Genomic DNA, 16,943 nt, shown 5'->3' on the forward strand with positions numbered 1-16,943 from the left:
ATCACATGAAGTCCAGGGGCAGGACGTACATTCCGGTTCTGGTGATTCTGACCATGGGGCTGGCTATCGGCTGCTCACGCGGCCGCACCGACGCCCAAATCGTGGCTGACGTGCAAGCCCGGCTGTTCGCCGATCCCGCCGTCACGACGAAGCAGATTCAGGTGAGCGCGGAGAACGGCACGGTGACGCTCACCGGTACCGTAGCCAGTGAAATGGAGCGCGCTGCGGCGGCGAACAGCGCCGCCCAGGTCGCCGGCGTGAAGACGGTGGTGAACAACCTGACCGTTGCCCAGGCCGCTGTGTCGGCTACTATACCCGTGGAAGCACCGGCGCAGGTAGAGCCCGCCGCGCCGGCTCGCCCGCGCGCGTCTTCACGCTCCACGGCAGCGCGGAGCTCGGTTCCCGCTGCTGCGCCGGCCGCTCCTGTGCAGCCCGTGAGCGCTCCGGCCCAGCCGGCGGCTCCGAGGACCCCGGAGCCGGTGACGCTGGACGCCGGCACCACGCTCGAAATCCGCTTGATTGACTCGATTGACTCCGAGCGCAATCAACTCGGCGACGTCATCCGCGCCACGCTCGAGCATCCGCTGGTCTACGGCGACCGCGTCGTCGTACCCAAGGGCGCGGAGGTCGAAGGCCGCATCGTGGAAGCCAAGAGCGCCGGGCGCTTCAAGGGCCGCTCGGAAATCGCCCTGGAGCTGACCCGCCTGATCGTGAACGGCAGGTCGTACGCCATTCAGACCGACCAGTTCACGCGCGAGGGTAGTTCGCGCGGGAAGCGGACGGCGGCGACCATTGGCGGCGGAGCAGCGCTCGGGGCCATCATCGGAGGACTGGCGGGTGGCGGGAAGGGCGCCGCCATCGGTGCTGCCGTAGGCGCGGGCGCTGGTACCGGAGTCCAGGCGGCCACCAAGGGCGAGCAGATCCGTATTCCGTCGGAGACGGTAATGACCTTCCACTTGCAGAACTCTCTCACCGTCACTCCGGTAGGACGCATCGAGCGCTCCGCAACCGAAAGCACTGAATACAACGAATAGCGAGCCATCCTGAGCGGGATCCGGATTCTTCCGGATCCCGCTTCTTCGTTCTTGATGGCGTAGAATCCCGGCCTGCGCGCTATGCCGACGCTCACTGCCCTTCTTCACACGCATAACGACGAGCGTGCTCTGGGCCGGGCACTGGAGTCGCTTCGCCCCTGCGATGCGATGCTAGTCGTAGATCATGGCTCCACAGACGGCACGCTGGCAGTAGCACGCGAATACGGTGCAGCCATTCTCAAGGCAGGCGAAGGTCCTTTTCTCGAGGCCGCCACCGGCGACTGGGTGCTCTGCCTTCTGCCCACCGAGGCGCTCTCGGAGGAGCTCGAAGGCCGGCTGTACGAGTGGAAACAGGGGGCGCCGAGCGCAGTCAACGCCTACGCACTGCGCATCCGTGAGGAGACTTCTGCGGGCTGGCGTTTCCATTCGCCGCAGACGCGCCTGGTCCGCCACGGCGCTATGTACTGGAAACGCAAGCTTCCACCCAGAGTAGAAGGTGCACCCGTGTTTCCGGGCGATATCCTGCGGCTGACCGTCGCGGGTCGCTAGCCGCCTCGGCCAGGTACGCGCTTCCGACGTATAATCGGCGCAACTGTCGAGAGTGATGAATCGCGCGTGACTGAGGCCTTCGAACACCTGTTTCCCCTTTTTCTGTTTCTGCTGGGATTGGCCTTCGGCAGTTTTCTGAACGTGTGTATCTATCGGCTGCCGCGAAGGCTGTCTGTAATCCGTCCGAGGTCGGCCTGCCCCGCGTGCGGCGCAGCGATCCCCGCCCACGACAACATTCCCGTGTTGAGCTGGATCCTGCTCCGCGGCCGCTGCCGCCATTGCAAGGCGCGCATCTCCATTCGCTACGCGGTGGTCGAACTTCTGACGGCTCTGCTTTTCCTGCTGTGTTACTTCAGCTTCGGACCGACGCTGTTGACGCTGAAATACGCCGTCTTCGGTTTCCTGCTGCTCGGCCTGATTTTCACCGACGCGGAAACCAAGCTGCTTCCCGACAAGCTCACCTTGCCGGGCATGGCGCTCGGGTTCTTCTTCAGCTTGCTCGTTCCGGTGGGTGGACTGGTAGGCTGGCTGCTGCCCGAACTGGTACCCGCCAGCTTCGATCCGGAGGTGTCGTGGCGGCTGCATTCGCTCGCCGACTCCCTGCTGGGTGCGGCGGTGGGCTCTTCCTTCATCTACGGGGCTGGGGCTCTGTACCTGCGCGCCCGAGGCGTGGAAGGCATGGGCTTCGGCGACGTGAAGTTGATGGGGATGATTGGCGCGTTCCTGGGCGTCCAGCTCACGATCTTCACGTTGTTTTCGGCCTCGCTGGCCGGCTCACTGTTCGGTCTGACCACCGTGCTGACCGTTTGGGTACGGCGCTTCCGTCGCATCGTGGCTCGTGGCCGCGAACCGGCTGCAGCCCGCCGTCGAGCCTGGCGGTCGGCTCAGCTGGTGTACCGTTACTATGAAATGCCCTTCGGCGTCTTTCTGGGAAGCATGGCGCTGGTGGCGGTCTTTCTAGGCGACGCCTTCTTCCGCTGGTACGCAGGGCGCTACTCGTGAGGCTGCTGGACAACCCGCTGATGCTGGCTCTCCTCCTGGCCACACTGACCGTGGGCGCCATGGTCGTGCTCGGCGCCTGGCTGATACTTCACTTCCGCCGGGGCGCAGTAGACACAAGCGAGCCGGCGCCATCGGCCAGACCCCTCGCCGAAAGCGAAGCCTTCGCCGCCGCCGCCGTGCAGGGTGTGATCCAGAGGCTCAAGGAGCAGGAGAAGGAACTGGCGCGCCTGCGACAGGCGGAACGAGAACGCGCCCAGGCTTCAGAGACGGTCAGCGCCGCCGTGCTCTCCAATCTGGCCAGCGGCGTGATTCTCTTCAGCCCTACGGGCACGGTTCGCCAGGCGAACGAGGCGGTGCGCAGCATTCTGGGATTTGCCTCGCCTACCGGGCTGCACGCCCGCGACTTGTTTCGCGGCGTGACTGCCCTGCGTCTGGAAACGGGAGAGGCGGCCCCCTCGAACGAGCCTCTGCTGGGTGCGCTGCAGGCCGCACTCGGAACCGGCCAGTCCTTCCGCCGCCTGGAAGCCGATTACACCACGCCGGATGGTGCACAGCGCGTGCTCGGCGTTGCGCTCTCACCCGTCCGCGGGTCTGCGGGCGAGATGCTGGGAGTTACCTGCCTGGTCAGCGACCTAACGGAAATCACCGGCTTGGCCCGCCAGATCCGCCTCAAGGACAACCTGGCTTCCCTGGGCGAGATGTCGGCCGGCATCGCCCACGAATTCAAGAACTCGCTCGCCACCATCTCCGGCTATGCCCAGATGCTCACCGCAGAGAACGATGCCGCAACGGTGCGCCAGTTCGCCTCCAGGATCGTGGCGGAAACCGGCAATCTCACGCGTATCGTCACCGACTTCCTGAACTTTGCGCGTCCCCGCGCGCTCGAACCTGAACTCATCGACCTGCGCCAGTTGCTGGAGGAATGCGCTCGTGAGTGCCCGATCGAGGTCCGCCTCGGATTACCGGAGGGCTTCTCCCTCGTAGGCGACCGCACAGCGCTCCGTCAGGCCTTCAGCAACCTGCTGCGCAACAGCGCGGAGTCGGGAAAGAACGGCGTCCCCGTGACGGTAGAGGTGACCGGCGAGACCGACGCTCAGCAGGCGCGGGTGGTCCTGCGCGACAACGGCGCCGGCATCCCTGCCGAAGACCTGGCCCGCATCTTCATCCCCTTTTTCACGACCAAGTCCGGAGGCACAGGACTCGGTCTGGCCCTGGTGCACCGTATCGTCACCCAACATGGCGGCACGATCGCCGTGACCAGCAACCCGTCCGGAAGTACGTTTACCCTCTCGCTTCCGGTCGGAAAACCCGTGCCGCCTTCGACGCCATCAGAGTTACAATGAGGTAACCGTCCGGATCGCGTCCCCCGAACCGGGAGCGGACGGCGTTTGCAGGTGCCGCTATGAAACAGATTCTATTGAGTTTGGCTGTAGTCGGGCTGTTTGTCGGAAGCGCCCTTGCGCAGCAGTCACTCGGCGATATCGCCCGGCAGGAACGGCAAAAGAAGCGGCCGCCGGCACCCTCGGCCAAGGTCTATACCAACGAGAACCTGCCCACGACCACCACCATCAGTGAGGTCGGTCCCGCCCCTGCTGCTCCGGCTGCCCGCGAAGCCGCTTCGCCTGCGGCCGCCGCTGCCCAGGCCGCCCCGAGCGGAGAGGATCAGGCCAAGCAGGAAGCCGAGTGGAAGAAACGGTTCCAGGAACAGAAGGACGCGATTGCGCTGCTGGAGCGCGAGCTGGACGTCCTGAAGCGCGAGAACAAACTGCGCGCTGCGACCTTCTACGCAGATGCCGGCAACCGGCTGCGCGATGAAGCCAAGTACGCCGCCGAGGACCGCAAGTACCAGGCCCAGACAGCCGAGAAGGAACAGCAACTGGCCGCCGCCAAGCAGAAGCTGGAGGACATGCGGGAAGAACTGCGCAAGGCCGGCTTGCCCGCCTCCTGGGGCGAATAGTGACCGTGGATTCCTGAGCCCCCGGCAAACGGGGGCTTTTTCCTTTATGGACCGCATCCTTCTGGTCGAGGACAAAGCCGAGCTTCGTGAAATGTTGCGAACGGCCCTGGCCCGCATGGACTATGAGGTGGAGCCTGCTGCCGGCCTTGCCGAATCTCTGGCGAAGCTCCGCCAGTTCCGTTTCTCGGCGGTGCTCACCGACCTGAAGCTACCCGACGGCTCGGGCATGGATATCCTCCGCGCCACCTTGGAAGCGGATCCCGCCATGCCCGTGGTCATCATGACCGCCTACGGAGGCATCGCCGACGCGGTGGCCGCGATGCGCGACGGCGCCTACGATTTCATTCAGAAGCCTATCGACCTGGAACATCTCCGTCACTTGCTCGCGCGGGCCATCGAGCGCCAACAGCTCCTGCGCGAGAATCTGGTCCTGAAGGAGGATTACGCCCGTCGCTATGGCTTCCCCCGCATCGTCGGCGAGCATCCTGCCATGCTGGCCGCGGCACGCGAGATGCAGCGCATCGCGCCTGCCAGCAGCACGGTTTTGCTTCTCGGCGAGAGCGGAACCGGCAAGGAGCTGTTCGCCCGCGCCATCCACCAGCTCAGCCCGCGCGCCAACCGGCCCTTCGTCGCGCTGAACTGCGCCGCCATACCGGAAGCTTTGGTGGAGAACGAACTCTTCGGACACGAGCGTGGCGCATTTACCGGCGCCGATCGCCGCCGCGCCGGCAAGTTCGAACTGGCCCACGAGGGCACCATCTTCTTGGATGAAATAGGCGAGTTGCCCGCGGGCTCGCAGGGGAAACTTCTCCGAGTCCTTGAAGAACACGTGATCGAACGCCTGGGAGGGACCACGACCGTCCCGGTGGACGTACGCGTGATCGCGGCTACCAACCGTGATCTGGAATCGGCCGCCGCACGCGGCGAGTTCCGCCAGGACCTCTATTACCGGCTGGCGGTGGTGCCCATCCGTATCCCGGCGCTGCGGGAGCGGGGCGAGGATTTGCGACTCCTCGCCGAGCACTTCCTGGAGCGCTTCCGCAAGGAACTCAAGAAGCCGCGCCTGGCGTTCTCGCCGGACGCAATCGCCGCCTTGCGCGCCCACCCCTGGCCCGGAAACGTGCGCGAGCTGCAGAATGCAGTCGAGCGGGCCTCCATACTGAACGACGGAGAACTCTCGGCCGCCGACCTCGGACTCGCCGCGAACGTGCGTCCCGCTCCGGTACGCGGCAGCGACCTGGGCGGCTCGCTGGCTTCGGCGTCGTCGCGTGCGGTCGAGTCCGTCGAGCGCGCCAAGATCGAGGCCACGCTGCGCGAGTGCAAATGGAATAAGGCCGCCGCGGCCCAGCGCCTGGGCATCTCGTATAAGACGCTGCTCAACAAGATCCACGCCTACGGGCTGGATTGAATCTTATTGGCTCCGCAATCGCTCGATTTGCTTCATGTGGTGCCGCGTATGAATGAGGTGGAACCGCCTCCATTGCCTTACGCTCAACGGCCCGATCACGGGGTGATTTGCGATCTTCACTTTCAGGCCGAACCGCTCCTCGCAGCGGCTGAGGACCGCGTCCATGGCCGCAAGGTTGTCGCGGATCTGCTGCATCGCTTTTTCCGGCGGTATGCCCTGCGGGCGCGTGAACTCCGGCGCCGCGCGCCCGGAGGGGAAGTAACCGATATCGGTGAGCAGGAAGGCGGCCACCCGGTGGTAGAGTGTCGGCGCAGTGGCTCGGCACTGGCCGCTCTCTACGCATTTCGCCAGCACTCTCTCCGTCGAGCCGAAGGTGATGGAGAGATGCTCCAGGATCTGCGCCGCCGACCACTTCCCTTCCGCGTGCCGGGAAAGCTGGTCGGCAGTCAAATCACGCGTCGCCGCGTCGATGGCCTGCAGCGCTTGTGCGAGGTCGGGATGCATCCGCTCGTTTAGAATGGAGGACTGTCCAACCCTGCTGAAGGGCCCATTATACGGTGCATGTTATGCGAACACTTGCAGCACTCGGTTTCGTACTTGCGTTGATCGCCGGTTGTACTTCCGAAGCTCCCAAAGAACAGCCGGGCACCGCGGCGCCGGCAAAGCCTGCCGCCAAGCCGCCCGAGTACGACACCGGGCGCGTCGCCTTGCAGCGCCTCTATGTGACGGCGCGCCAGTGGGCCCCGGACGTCCAGCCCTTCCGCCTGGAATCGCAGTACGTCCAAGGCGCTCCCGTGACGGAAGGCAAGGCCGGCGTGTGGCGGGGGAGCTTCGCCTCCGTGTCGCGCCGCGCCGCCAAGCCCTATCTATGGTCCGGCGTGACCGCCGAAGACGCGCCCGAACGCGGCATTACTCCCGGCGTGGAAGACGACTTCAACCCGCAGAACCAGTCGACCCGTCCCTTCGACATTGCCTTCCTCAAGGTGGATACCGACAAGGCCTTCACCGTCGCCCAGGAGCACGGCGGCGCCGCCATCCTCAAGAAGGCTCCGGATCAGCCCGTCAGCTTCGTGCTGGATTGGGATGCGCGCAAGAACCAGCTTGTGTGGCACGTCATCTACGGTATTTCTCGGGCCGACGCCAGGCTGACCGTGGCCGTGGACGCCTCTACCGGGGAGTTTCTGCGGGTGGAGAAGTAGCGGCCTTCTCCGCGCGAGGCTGCAGGCGCGCCAGCGCCTTTTGCGCCTCGGCAGCCCATTCGCCGTTCGGCAGGATCTGCAGGTAACGCTCGTACAGACTGCGCGCTTCGTCGACTTCGCCGGTCGGCTCCAGCGCCTGCGCCAGCCGGAACATGGCCAGGGCGTAGTTGGGCTTGTTCTCCAGCGCCGAGCGGAAGCGATAGATGGCTGCCTTGTAGTTCTTCCGCTTGAGATAAAACTCGCCGACCTCGATGTCTTTCTCTGCCTGGTGCGGGTCGTAATGCTTCAGCTCCGTGACCTCGCTCTCGCCGGCGGGTTCCTTCTTGCGCTCGGCGCCGGTCATGACGGCGATGGTCTCGCGGCTGGAACTGTAATCACCTTCCGTGTCCGCATCCGAACGCGGCACGGATTCACCCGCCGGTGCGGTCTGTCCCTTCCCTTCCGATCCTCTCTGGTCGTTCTCCTCAGGCTTCTTTTTCTTGATGTCGTAGCAGGGAGAACCCGCCACGTGGATGCAAAGGTCGGAAAGGGGATTATTGAATCGCTTGCGTTTCTTCTTGGTTTGCGTCCCCTCCTCGGTTTTCTGGGTATCGGCCGGCTGCTCCTCGGCCTTTGTTTCTGGGCTGGGCGCAGGCTGCGGAGCCGGCGACGTCTCCTGGGCGCAGAGCAGCACGGAAAACCCGAGCAGCACGACAAGAGTGAAGCGTACGCGCATCAAGGCCTATTCTAGACCCTTTCGGATGCTCCGCCCTCGACCGGCCGTTGTATCGGCCGGGGTAGAATCTGGGTGGTGGCGCGGCGGCCCGTCGTCGCGCTCCCCACTGCGTCCTTGGACTTCGAGGCCAAAATCCGCAGCCTGCCCGCCTCGCCCGGCGTGTATCTCTACAAAAATGCCGAAGGCGAGATCATCTACGTCGGCAAGGCCAAGAACCTGCGCGCCCGCGTACGTACCTATTTCGCCGACCGCGGGATCGCCGACGCCAAGACCGGCTCCCTGCTGCGCGAGGCCGCCGACCTCGACTACATCCTGGTGGACAACGAGAAAGAGGCGCTGGCTCTCGAGAACAACCTCATCAAGCAAAAGAAGCCGCGTTTCAATATCCTGCTGCGAGACGACAAGACCTATCCCTACATCAAGCTCACTGCCTTCGAACGCTACCCGCGCGTCTACGTCACGCGACGCCTGCGAAAGGACGGCAGCGCCTACTACGGTCCCTACTTCCCCGCCAGCCTGGCACACCGCCTGGTGGATCTTATCCACCGCCACTTCCTGGTGCCCTCGTGCAAGGTGGACTTGACGCGCTACCACCCGCGTCCCTGCCTGCAGTACTACATCCGCCGTTGCCTTGGGCCGTGCGTCAAGGGCCTTACTACACCGGAGGCTTACCAGGAAGCCGTGCGTGACGTCCGCTTGTTCCTCGAAGGAAGGCCCACCGACCTTGTCCACTCCCTCCGCGCGCGCATGGATCACGCGGCAGCAGCGGAGGAGTACGAACGCGCCGCCAAATATCGCGACCTGATCTCCACCGTCGAGCAGATGCAGCAGAAGCAGCGCATGGCTGCGGTCGAAGGCGAGGACGCCGATGTCTTCGGCTATCATTACGAGAACGGCATGCTGGCCGTCAACCTCTTCCATATGCGCGGCGGACGCGTCCTGGACCGCCGCGAGTTCTTCTGGGAAGACCTGCCGGAAAGCATCCCTGGGTCCGGCTTCGACCCTGGCGAATTCTTCTCCGCTTTGCTCAAGCAGCTCTATCTGGATCAGCACTACGTGCCGCGCAGCCTTCACGTCCCGGTGGATTTCGAAGACCGCCAGCTTCTGGAGGAGCTCCTTGCCGAGAAGCGCCGTGGCAAGCTCGAGATTCTGGTGCCGCAGCGTGGCGAGAAACGCTCGCTGGTCGATCTGGTGGCCCGCAACGCGCGCCAGTCCTTCGAGCAGCGCTTTCGCGTCATGAAGCCGGCGGCCCGTGCCGTGCAGGAAGCCCTGCAGGACGCCCTCACGCTGCCGGAATTGCCCACGCGCATCGAGTGCTTCGACATCTCGCATATCCAGGGCGCGGAAACCGTGGCATCCATGGTGGTCTGGGAGAGCGGGCGCATGAACAAAGCGGAATATCGCAAGTTCATCGTGCGCTCGGTGGATGGCGTGGATGACTTCGCCGCCATGCGCGAAGTCGTGAGCCGCCGCTACCGCCGCCTGCAACAGGAGCAGCGGCGTTTGCCCAGCCTGGTGTTGGTGGATGGCGGAGTCGGTCAGCTTCATGCCGCGGCCCAGGCGCTGGAGGGACTGGAGATCATCAACCAGCCGCTGGCCGCCATCGCCAAGCGTGAGGAACTACTTTACGTCTACGGACAGGAACAGGAACCCATCGCTCTCGACCATCATTCTCCGGTTCTGCATCTCATCCAAAGCATCCGCGACGAATCGCACCGGTTTGCGCTCACCTTTCACCGCAAGCGCCGCCAGATGCGCGACCGCGGTTCCGAGCTGCTGCAGGTCCCCGGCATCGGCCCCGCGACCCGCCGCCGCCTCCTGGAGCATTTCGGCAGCCTGCGCGCCGTGCAGCAGGCCAATGCCGCTGCGCTCGCTGCTGTAGTCACTCCCAAACAGGCCGAAGCTATTCATCAGCATTTTCATAAGTAGCTCGCGACAGAGACACAGAATGACCGAGACTTTCTTGTCACCAACACGCTGGCTCAGGAAGACGATGAAACGGCATGGGCTATGGCTCAGTGCGCTGTTGATCGCCGGCTTCTCCGCTGGACAGGAACAGAAGCCTGCTGAGGCTCCTGCGCCCGCTACCATGCAGGTGATCACGCTGGGCACGGGCTTCCCTCGCCCCAGCAACGAACGCGCCGGCCCGGCCACCGCCGTGGTTGTGAAGGACAAGGTTTTTCTGGTCGACGCCGGACGCGGCGTCGTGATGCGCCTGGCCGCCACCGAATTCCCGTTGAAGTCCGTGCGGGCCGTGTTCCTCACTCACTTGCATTCGGACCACACGTCCGGCCTGCCCGATCTCTTCACCAGCACCTGGATCTTCGGCCGAAGAACGCCTCTTGAGCTCTACGGGCCGAAAGGCACCAAGCAGGTCGCGGACGCGTTGCTGAAGTTTTTCGAGGAAGACATTCACATCCGTCGCGATCTCACCGAAATGCAACCTGCCGAGGGAGCGAAGATCCGCACTCACATCGTGCGCGAGGGCGTGGTCTATCGCGACGAGGATGTTCGGGTCACCGCTTTCGCGGTAGACCATCGGCCGGTGGAGCACGCTTACGGCTACCGCTTCGATTCCGCCGGTAAGAGCATCGTCATCTCCGGCGACACGCGCTACAGCTCGAACCTGGTCCGCTTCGCCAGGGGTGCCGACGTCCTGGTGCACGAAGTCGCTCTGCCCGAATGGTTCGACGACGTGGACCCTCCTCAGGTCGCCGCCCGGCTCAAGGCCTACCACACCCCGCCGGAGGAGGCCGGCCGCGTGGCCCGCGAAGCAGGGGTAAAGATGCTGGTCCTCACGCACCTCGTCCCGGCGGACGAAGAGGACAAGATCCGCCAGCGCGCTGCTAAGGAATTCTCCGGAAGGGTGGAGATAGCTAGTGATTTAATGAGATTCTAACTGTCCTATATACAGCTAATTAGCAGATATATATAATGTCTCACTTGCGCTCACGACTTTCCAGCTCCTGCATTAGGTACATCTTGATGTTGGCCTCCAACCGGGCGTGGCGGAGCACGTCGCGCAGGCTGGCGGTGGGCAGCGCTTGCGCGAACTGAAGCACGCGTGCGAATGGCGTCTTTGCGTTACGCACCAGGGCCACGCGCACTTCCTGCCGCAACGACCACTTCTGGTGACGGCAGGTCATCTCGACGAAAGCTTGCGGCGCGTCTTCGTTCATCAGCGTTTTGACCACCCAGGCTTCGGTCAGGTGCGGATTGTTCAGCGCCGCCTCGATGACTCGGTCCTCTTTATCCAGCAACAACGCCGCGGCCACACGGGTAGAGCACCGGCGCGCCAGACTCAGCCGTTCCCCCGACGAAACGGTTTCCAGCCGTCCCACGATGGCTTCTTCGGCCGCCATCTTGATGTCCGCCGGCACCTGTGGCGTCAGGGCGACGTGCATCAATTCGAACGTGTACAGGTGCCGGATGATGGGCAGCGAGACGTGCCGCGGCGCTCGGGGATGCATCACGATGGCGCTGATGACCTTCCGGCTCTTCATCACGCCCGCGTTTTTTGTGAGGTCTTCGATCGCCGTGCGCGCCAGGTCCCGCCGTGCCAGGAAGGCCAGGGCCAGGTCTTCATTCAGATGCGGGTGCGCTGCGACGTGCCGCTGCACCTCTTCGGCAGGATGGTGCAGGAGGTTTTCGAGCGGACCTTCCTCGGCAAGTCGCGCAGGCCGCGTGGCGGGATTCGACCGGTGCTGATCCATGCTTCGTCGGAATCCTCGGCGGAGTCTACACCATGATCGCGGCCGGGCGCGTGGCGCCCCGCCGGGCATACGCCAGGGCGCCGGCGGCGGCGTCCACCATGCCGAAGGTGACTGCGGCGTCGGGACGCTCGGCTCGCAGCGAATTCTCGAACACCTGTTGCACGCAGAACGAGTTCATGAACACGCCGCCACAGATGCGCACTCGCACCGCACTCTGCCCCGGCCACAGACGCCGTGAAACAATGCGCGCGAGTTGCGCCAGCTCCGTACCGGCGCGGATCAGAATGTCGCGCGCCAGCGCATCGCCTCGGTCCGCTGCCGTCAGCGCTATCGGAAAGAGTGCGGCAAAATCCGGCGGCGGATGGGAGTTGGCCATGCGCGCCACGTCATCGCGTGTCGCCACCTGCCAGGCATTGAGGATCCCGGCGGCCAGAGCCGTAGTGGTACCGGCGTCGAAGGCGCGCAGCGCGGCTGCCACCGCGGCCCGGCCGATCCAGTCGCCGGAGCCCTCGTCGGAGACCACAGGGCCCCAGCCTCCGGCGCGCGCCGTCTCGCCACGCTCATTGCGCCCATAGGCGATCGAACCCGTCCCGGCGCTCACCAGTACCCCGGCTCCTTCGCGAAAGGCCGCTTCGAACGCAACCACCATGTCGCCGACCACTTCGACCGAGGCCGGCACCACTTCTGCCACGATGCGCTGCACCACCTGGCAGGAATCGGTGTCCGAGGCACCCGCCAGCCCGACACACACGCGGGAAACGCCGCGCGGCTCGACGCGCCCGGCGCGGCAAGCTTCGGCGATGGCCTTCTGCAGGTTCGCGCGCGCCTCGGCCTCTCCCACCCGAGTTACCTTGCAGCCGCCGGTGGTCGCTCGTCCCAGCACGGCATGGTCGTCGCCCACGACGCAGTCGGTCTTTGTGCCCCCGCCGTCGATGCCGATGTACAGGCCCATCGGCCCCTTTTCTACCACATACCACGCGGAATCCGGCGCGGCGTTTCTACCCCAGGAGATGCTTGCCCGGATGCCGCCTGCCGCGTATCGTAGCCGCAGCCCGATGGCGCTGCGCCCCCTGGACCTGCTGATCGTCGCGCTGTACCTGGCCGGCATCACCGCCTTCGGGATCCGCTTTCGCAAGCCAGGCCGTAGCTTGCGCGACTACTTCCTCGCGGACCGCAACGTGCCCTGGTGGGCTATCTCGCTCTCCATCGTCGCAACCGAGACCAGCACTCTCACCATCATCAGCATTCCCGGCCTCGCCTTCGACACCAATCTCGGCTTCCTGCAGGTCGCCCTGGGCTACTGCGTGGGCCGTGTGGTCATCACTTTTGTCCTGCTGCCGTTGTATTTCCGCGGCGAACTGTTCACCGCCTACCAGCTCATCGAACATCGTTTCGGCTCCGGTCTCCGCAGCCTGACCGCCGGCATGTTCCTGCTGCTGCGCGCGGCGGCCGACGGCGTCCGCGTCTGGGCCGTTTCCATGGTGGTGATGCTCGCCATCGGTGCCGGCGACGTGGCCTCCGTCGCGCTGATTACCGTCCTGACGCTCATCTATACCCTGGAAGGCGGATTGGCCGCCGTCATCTGGACTGATGTGGTTCAACTTTTCATCTATCTCGCTGGCACGCTCGTCGGCCTGTTTTTGATTCTTGCCGCCGTGCCCGGAGGATGGCCTGCCATCGTCGAACTCGGCTCTGTCCACGGCAAGTGGCAGGCGTTGGATTTCTCCTGGACCTTCGCGACACCCTATACGTTTTGGGCGGGCCTGATGGGCGGCGCCTTTCTCACTACCGCCAGCCACGGCACCGACCAGCTCATGGTGCAGCGGCTGCTGGCGGCTCGCGGATTGCGGGAATCGCGCCTGGCGCTGCTTTCGAGCGGCGTCGTCATCTTCCTGCAGTTCGCTCTTTTCCTGCTGATCGGCGTCGCCTTGTTCGCCTTCTACCGCCTGGTTGAACCTTCTGCCCGTTTCGCCAAGTCGGACCTCGTCTTCCCGGCCTTCATCGTCCAGCACATGCCTCCGGGTGTCACCGGATTGCTCATCGCAGCAATACTGGCGGCCGCCATGTCTACCCTGAGTTCCTCGCTGAGTTCCTTGGCTTCGACCACGGTCGTGGACTTCCTGCTGCGCCGCCGTCCCGAGGCCGACGAGCCGCGCCGCCTGCGCCTCTCGCGCCGCATCACGTTCGTGTGGGCGATCGTGCTGTTCGTCGTGGCCCTGCTCTCACGGCGCAGCGGGCGCGTCGTCGAGGTCGGCCTCGCCATCGCTTCTGTGGCCTACGGCGCGCTGCTCGGAGTCTTCCTCCTGGGAGCGCTCACGCGCGCCGCAAACAGCCGTGGCGCTTCTATCGGGATGGCTGCGGGGCTGGCGGTCAACCTTTACGCGTGGGTAGCCACCTCGCTTCCCTGGACCTGGTACGTGCCGCTGGGGACCCTTGTGACTTTTGCCGTCGGCTACCTCGCCAGCGCTCGGCTGGCCGGGACTGGACAGGCCCATGCCTGACGCCGGCGCAGCCCGCGCTCATCTCGCTCGCGATTTGAGCATCCGCCATGCTGCCGCTCTGGTGGTGGGCATCATCATCGGCAGCGGAATCTTCCTTGTCCCGAAGGAAATGATGCAGGCCGTCGGCTCGGTCGAGATCGTGCTTCTGGCCTGGCTGACGGGCGGCGTGCTCTCGTTCTTCGGCGCCGTCACCTATGCCGAGCTGGGCGCCATGAGGCCCAGCGCTGGAGGTGAGTACGTCTACATCCGCGACGCCTACGGCCCCCTGCTCGGATTTCTTTATGCCTGGGCCACCTTCACCATCAGTAAGCCCGCTTCCATCGCCACCGTGAGTAGCGGCTTCGTACGTGTGCTCGGCAATTTCCCCGCCCTGCATTTCCTGAGCCATGAGCTGCTGAGTGTGCCCATCTTCTCCGAGCGCATGGTCATCACCTGGGGCCATTTTCTGGCGGTCACGGTGATCATCCTGCTCACGGCGCTGAACTGGATTGGCGTGCGCCGTGCGGGCGAGTTCCAGGTGGTGTTCACAATCCTGAAAGTCGCCATGATCGTGGGCATTGCCGCGGTCTGCTTCACCTTGACTGGCGGCCAATGGGAAAACTTTTCCAGCCACTACCCGGAGGCCAAGGGTGGCATCGCGGGCTTCATGATCGCCCTGATTGCGGCACTCTGGGCCTATGACGGCTGGAACAATCTTCCTATGGTGGCCTCGGAGATTCGCCAGCCTGAGCGCACCATTCCCCTCGCCCTGATTGCGGGCATCTTCGCTGTGGCCTTCCTCTACATCCTGATGTATGCGGCGGTCCAGTACGTCATGCCTGCGGAAGCCGTGGCGGCCGCCGAACGCCCTGCTTCCCTGGCCACCCAGATGGTGGCTGGCCCTTTCGGCGCCGGACTGGTCACCGCCGGCATGGCGCTCTCCATGTTCGTCACCATGAACGGACAGATCCTGGCCGGCGCACGCATCCCGTTTGCTGCCGCCCAGGACGGGTACTTCTTCCCCCGCCTGGCGACCGTTCATCCCCGCTACCACACTCCGACCATGGCGCTCTTGTTCCAGTCGGGCCTGACGATTCTGCTGATCCTGGTCGGCGGCAGCTTCCAGCAGTTGTTCTCGCTGGCTATCTTCGCGGAGTGGATTTTCTACATGATCGCCGCCGGCAGCATCTTCGTCTTCCGCCGTCGTGAACCCGATGCGCCGCGCGCCTACCGCGCCTGGGGATACCCGATTGTGCCCGGCCTCTTCATCGCCGCCTCAGCCGTCCTGCTTTATTACTCGTTCACCGAGAATCTGCGGAATTCGATGTGGGGATCGCTCGTAATCCTCGCGGGTGTGCCCGTGTTCTACTTCTTCGCCAGGAAGCCAGGAAGGTGAAGTGAAGCAGAGCTGTTACGCCGCGGTCGCCGGCCGGGCCTGCCGTGCGCGTTCATACACGCGCACGTACTCCTTCGCTGAAGCCAGCCAGGAAAAGTCCTTGCTCATGCCGTTGCGCATGAGCACCTGCCATCCTTCGCGGTCTTGGTAGGCGGCGAGCGCCGTGCGGATGGTGGCCAGCAGAGCTTCACCGCTGTACTCGCTGAACTTGAACCCTGTCCCTTTCCGCGTGCGCGCGTCCCACGGCTCGATGGTGTCGTCCAGGCCGCCGGTCGCCCGCACGATTGGGACGGTGCCGTACTTGAGGCTGTAGATCTGGTTCAGCCCGCAGGGTTCGTACCGGGAAGGCATCAGAAACATGTCCGCGCCCGCCTCGATCTTGTGCGCCACCGCGTTGTCGTACGCCACCTTGACCGCGAACTTCTGCGGATATTGCCGGTTCAGGTTGCGGAACAGTTCCTCGTACTCGGCGTCTCCGGTGCCCAGCGCCACGATGATCAGCTCCTCGCGGACCAGGCGGTCGGCCACCTGCGCGATCAGGTCAAAGCCTTTCTGCGCCGCGAAGCGCGAAACGATGCCGATGACGGGCAGGTCCCGCGCCGTGTCCGGCACGCCGAAGGTCGCCAGCAGGTCCTTTTTGCACTCCTTCTTGCCGCTCAAGTCCTCCGGAGAGTACTTGGCCACAGTGAACTTGTCGTTCTCCGGACTCCACTCGGCGTAATCCACGCCGTTCAGGATGCCGGTGACCGACGCCGCGCGCCCGCGCAGTACGCCCTCCAGGCCGAAGCCGTACTCCGCCGTCTGGATCTCCTGGCTGTACTTCTTGCTCACCGTGGTGATGAAATCGGAAAACACCAGGGCGCCTTTCAGGAAGTTCACCCTTCCGTAGAACTCCAGCTTCGAGATCGTGAACAGGTCCCAGGGCAGCATGAGCAGCGGCAGCGTGTCGGGAGGGAACAGGCCCTGGTATCCCATGTTGTGGATGGTGAACACGATCGGGACGTTGTGGAACACCGGATCCTCGGCGTACACCGTGCGCAGGAGGATGGGAATCAGCGACGACTGCCAGTCATGGCAATGGAACGCATCGGGGATGCCCAGGATTTTCGAGGCTTCCAGCACCGCACGGCTGAACAGCGCGAAGCGCTCGGCGTTGTCCGGGTAATCGCCGCTCGGCGTGCCGTACAACTGGTCCCGGTCGAAGAAGGGCGGATACTCGATGAAGTAGAATCGGACGCCGGCTCGTGTGCCGCCGTCGAGCACCGAGCAGAAGCGGTAACGGTCGTCGAACGGGATGGTCAGGCTGCGGATCGCCGTCCTGGCATCGCTGAGCTTCGTCTGCCGGTAGCGCGGGAGGAAGACGGTGACCTGGTGGTCGAGGGCAGCCAGCGCGGAAGGCAGGGCTCCCACGACGTCCGCCAGGCCTCCAGTCTTCGAGAACGGTACGCACTCCGAGGCAGCGAACGTGATGTGCATGCTGGGAACCTCCC

16 protein-coding genes are annotated in these 16,943 nt (G+C 64.5%); 11 read left to right on the forward strand and 5 right to left on the reverse strand.

Annotation, left to right across the window (positions count from 1 at the left end; all coding sequences use genetic code 11):
• The first annotated feature begins 5 nt into the window (after window positions 1-5).
• The 6 genes from VNK82_04140 (at window position 6) to VNK82_04165 (ending at window position 5,950) form a co-directional block, all read left to right on the forward strand.
• Window positions 6-1,034 carry a BON domain-containing protein gene (locus tag VNK82_04140; GenBank protein ID HXE90135.1) on the forward strand — a complete coding sequence of 343 codons (1,029 nt, stop codon included), beginning with the start codon at window positions 6-8 and terminating at the stop codon, window positions 1,032-1,034.
• A gap of 168 nt (window positions 1,035-1,202) precedes the next feature.
• On the forward strand, window positions 1,203-1,583 hold the full coding sequence (locus VNK82_04145; protein ID HXE90136.1) for a hypothetical protein: 381 nt from the start codon (window positions 1,203-1,205) through the stop codon (window positions 1,581-1,583).
• A gap of 66 nt (window positions 1,584-1,649) precedes the next feature.
• The gene (locus VNK82_04150; protein ID HXE90137.1) at window positions 1,650-2,585 is read left to right on the forward strand and encodes a prepilin peptidase; all 936 of its coding nucleotides are present in this window, start codon (window positions 1,650-1,652) and stop codon (window positions 2,583-2,585) included.
• Window positions 2,582-3,928, forward strand: a complete 1,347-nt coding sequence (locus tag VNK82_04155) for an ATP-binding protein (protein HXE90138.1) — start codon at window positions 2,582-2,584, stop codon at window positions 3,926-3,928. The genes VNK82_04150 and VNK82_04155 overlap by 4 nt, the downstream gene beginning before the upstream one ends.
• A gap of 59 nt (window positions 3,929-3,987) precedes the next feature.
• Window positions 3,988-4,542 carry a hypothetical protein gene (locus tag VNK82_04160; GenBank protein ID HXE90139.1) on the forward strand — a complete coding sequence of 185 codons (555 nt, stop codon included), beginning with the start codon at window positions 3,988-3,990 and terminating at the stop codon, window positions 4,540-4,542.
• A gap of 46 nt (window positions 4,543-4,588) precedes the next feature.
• Window positions 4,589-5,950, forward strand: coding sequence for a sigma-54 dependent transcriptional regulator (locus VNK82_04165; GenBank protein HXE90140.1), 1,362 nt, complete (start codon window positions 4,589-4,591; stop codon window positions 5,948-5,950).
• A 3-nt stretch (window positions 5,951-5,953) separates the two neighbouring features.
• On the opposite strand, the gene VNK82_04170 is transcribed toward VNK82_04165, so the two are convergent.
• Window positions 5,954-6,454 (reverse strand): DinB family protein, encoded by a 501-nt coding sequence (locus VNK82_04170; GenBank protein HXE90141.1) that lies wholly within the window; start codon window positions 6,452-6,454, stop codon window positions 5,954-5,956.
• A 62-nt stretch (window positions 6,455-6,516) separates the two neighbouring features.
• Between VNK82_04170 and VNK82_04175 the strand changes: the two genes are divergently transcribed.
• Window positions 6,517-7,149 (forward strand): hypothetical protein, encoded by a 633-nt coding sequence (locus VNK82_04175; protein HXE90142.1) that lies wholly within the window; start codon window positions 6,517-6,519, stop codon window positions 7,147-7,149.
• Here the strand turns inward: VNK82_04175 and VNK82_04180 are convergent.
• The gene (locus VNK82_04180) at window positions 7,118-7,864 is read right to left on the reverse strand and encodes a tetratricopeptide repeat protein (protein HXE90143.1); all 747 of its coding nucleotides are present in this window, start codon (window positions 7,862-7,864) and stop codon (window positions 7,118-7,120) included. The genes VNK82_04175 and VNK82_04180 overlap by 32 nt on opposite strands.
• A 114-nt stretch (window positions 7,865-7,978) precedes the next feature.
• Here VNK82_04180 and uvrC point away from each other — a divergent pair, with 114 nt between their 5' ends.
• Window positions 7,979-9,793, forward strand: coding sequence for an excinuclease ABC subunit UvrC (gene uvrC, locus VNK82_04185; protein ID HXE90144.1), 1,815 nt, complete (start codon window positions 7,979-7,981; stop codon window positions 9,791-9,793).
• A 64-nt stretch (window positions 9,794-9,857) separates the two neighbouring features.
• Entirely contained in the window at window positions 9,858-10,763 is a 906-nt protein-coding gene (locus VNK82_04190; GenBank protein HXE90145.1) for an MBL fold metallo-hydrolase, read from the forward strand.
• Window positions 10,764-10,803: 40 nt separating this feature from the next.
• Here the strand turns inward: VNK82_04190 and VNK82_04195 are convergent, their stop codons facing one another.
• Together VNK82_04195 and VNK82_04200 are read right to left on the reverse strand one after the other, a co-directional pair.
• A complete protein-coding gene (locus VNK82_04195; GenBank protein HXE90146.1) occupies window positions 10,804-11,577 on the reverse strand; it encodes a hypothetical protein in 774 nt (257 codons plus the stop codon).
• A gap of 25 nt (window positions 11,578-11,602) precedes the next feature.
• Complete coding sequence (locus tag VNK82_04200; protein ID HXE90147.1) at window positions 11,603-12,529, reverse strand: BadF/BadG/BcrA/BcrD ATPase family protein; 927 nt, start codon at window positions 12,527-12,529, stop codon at window positions 11,603-11,605.
• 103 nt (window positions 12,530-12,632) lie between these two features.
• Between VNK82_04200 and VNK82_04205 the strand changes: the two genes are divergently transcribed.
• Window positions 12,633-14,078, forward strand: coding sequence for a sodium:solute symporter (locus VNK82_04205; GenBank protein ID HXE90148.1), 1,446 nt, complete (start codon window positions 12,633-12,635; stop codon window positions 14,076-14,078).
• A complete protein-coding gene (locus VNK82_04210) occupies window positions 14,071-15,453 on the forward strand; it encodes an amino acid permease (GenBank protein HXE90149.1) in 1,383 nt (460 codons plus the stop codon). The genes VNK82_04205 and VNK82_04210 overlap by 8 nt, the downstream gene beginning before the upstream one ends.
• A 15-nt stretch (window positions 15,454-15,468) precedes the next feature.
• Here VNK82_04210 and glgA read toward each other — a convergent pair whose 3' ends face one another.
• Window positions 15,469-16,929, reverse strand: coding sequence for a glycogen synthase GlgA (gene glgA, locus VNK82_04215; protein HXE90150.1), 1,461 nt, complete (start codon window positions 16,927-16,929; stop codon window positions 15,469-15,471).
• Window positions 16,930-16,943 lie beyond the last annotated feature (14 nt).

The organism is Terriglobales bacterium, assembly GCA_035573675.1.
In the GTDB taxonomy this organism is placed as follows: Bacteria; Acidobacteriota; Terriglobia; order Terriglobales; family Acidobacteriaceae; genus DATMAB01.

Bases quoted from the DNA above. Each gene is read 5' to 3' on its own strand.
- glgA (HXE90150.1), bottom strand. From the start codon at position 16,929: ATGCACATCACGTTCGCTGCCTCGGAGTGCGTACCGTTCTCGAAGACT.
- VNK82_04170 (HXE90141.1), bottom strand. From the start codon at position 6,454: ATGCATCCCGACCTCGCACAAGCGCTGCAGGCCATCGACGCGGCGACG.
- VNK82_04190 (HXE90145.1), top strand. From the start codon at position 9,858: ATGAAACGGCATGGGCTATGGCTCAGTGCGCTGTTGATCGCCGGCTTC.
- VNK82_04180 (HXE90143.1), bottom strand. From the start codon at position 7,864: ATGCGCGTACGCTTCACTCTTGTCGTGCTGCTCGGGTTTTCCGTGCTG.
- VNK82_04210 (HXE90149.1), top strand. From the start codon at position 14,071: ATGCCTGACGCCGGCGCAGCCCGCGCTCATCTCGCTCGCGATTTGAGC.
- VNK82_04205 (HXE90148.1), top strand. From the start codon at position 12,633: ATGGCGCTGCGCCCCCTGGACCTGCTGATCGTCGCGCTGTACCTGGCC.
- VNK82_04160 (HXE90139.1), top strand. From the start codon at position 3,988: ATGAAACAGATTCTATTGAGTTTGGCTGTAGTCGGGCTGTTTGTCGGA.
- VNK82_04165 (HXE90140.1), top strand. From the start codon at position 4,589: ATGGACCGCATCCTTCTGGTCGAGGACAAAGCCGAGCTTCGTGAAATG.
- VNK82_04175 (HXE90142.1), top strand. From the start codon at position 6,517: ATGCGAACACTTGCAGCACTCGGTTTCGTACTTGCGTTGATCGCCGGT.
- VNK82_04145 (HXE90136.1), top strand. From the start codon at position 1,203: ATGCTAGTCGTAGATCATGGCTCCACAGACGGCACGCTGGCAGTAGCA.
- VNK82_04195 (HXE90146.1), bottom strand. From the start codon at position 11,577: ATGGATCAGCACCGGTCGAATCCCGCCACGCGGCCTGCGCGACTTGCC.
- VNK82_04200 (HXE90147.1), bottom strand. From the start codon at position 12,529: ATGGGCCTGTACATCGGCATCGACGGCGGGGGCACAAAGACCGACTGC.
- VNK82_04140 (HXE90135.1), top strand. From the start codon at position 6: ATGAAGTCCAGGGGCAGGACGTACATTCCGGTTCTGGTGATTCTGACC.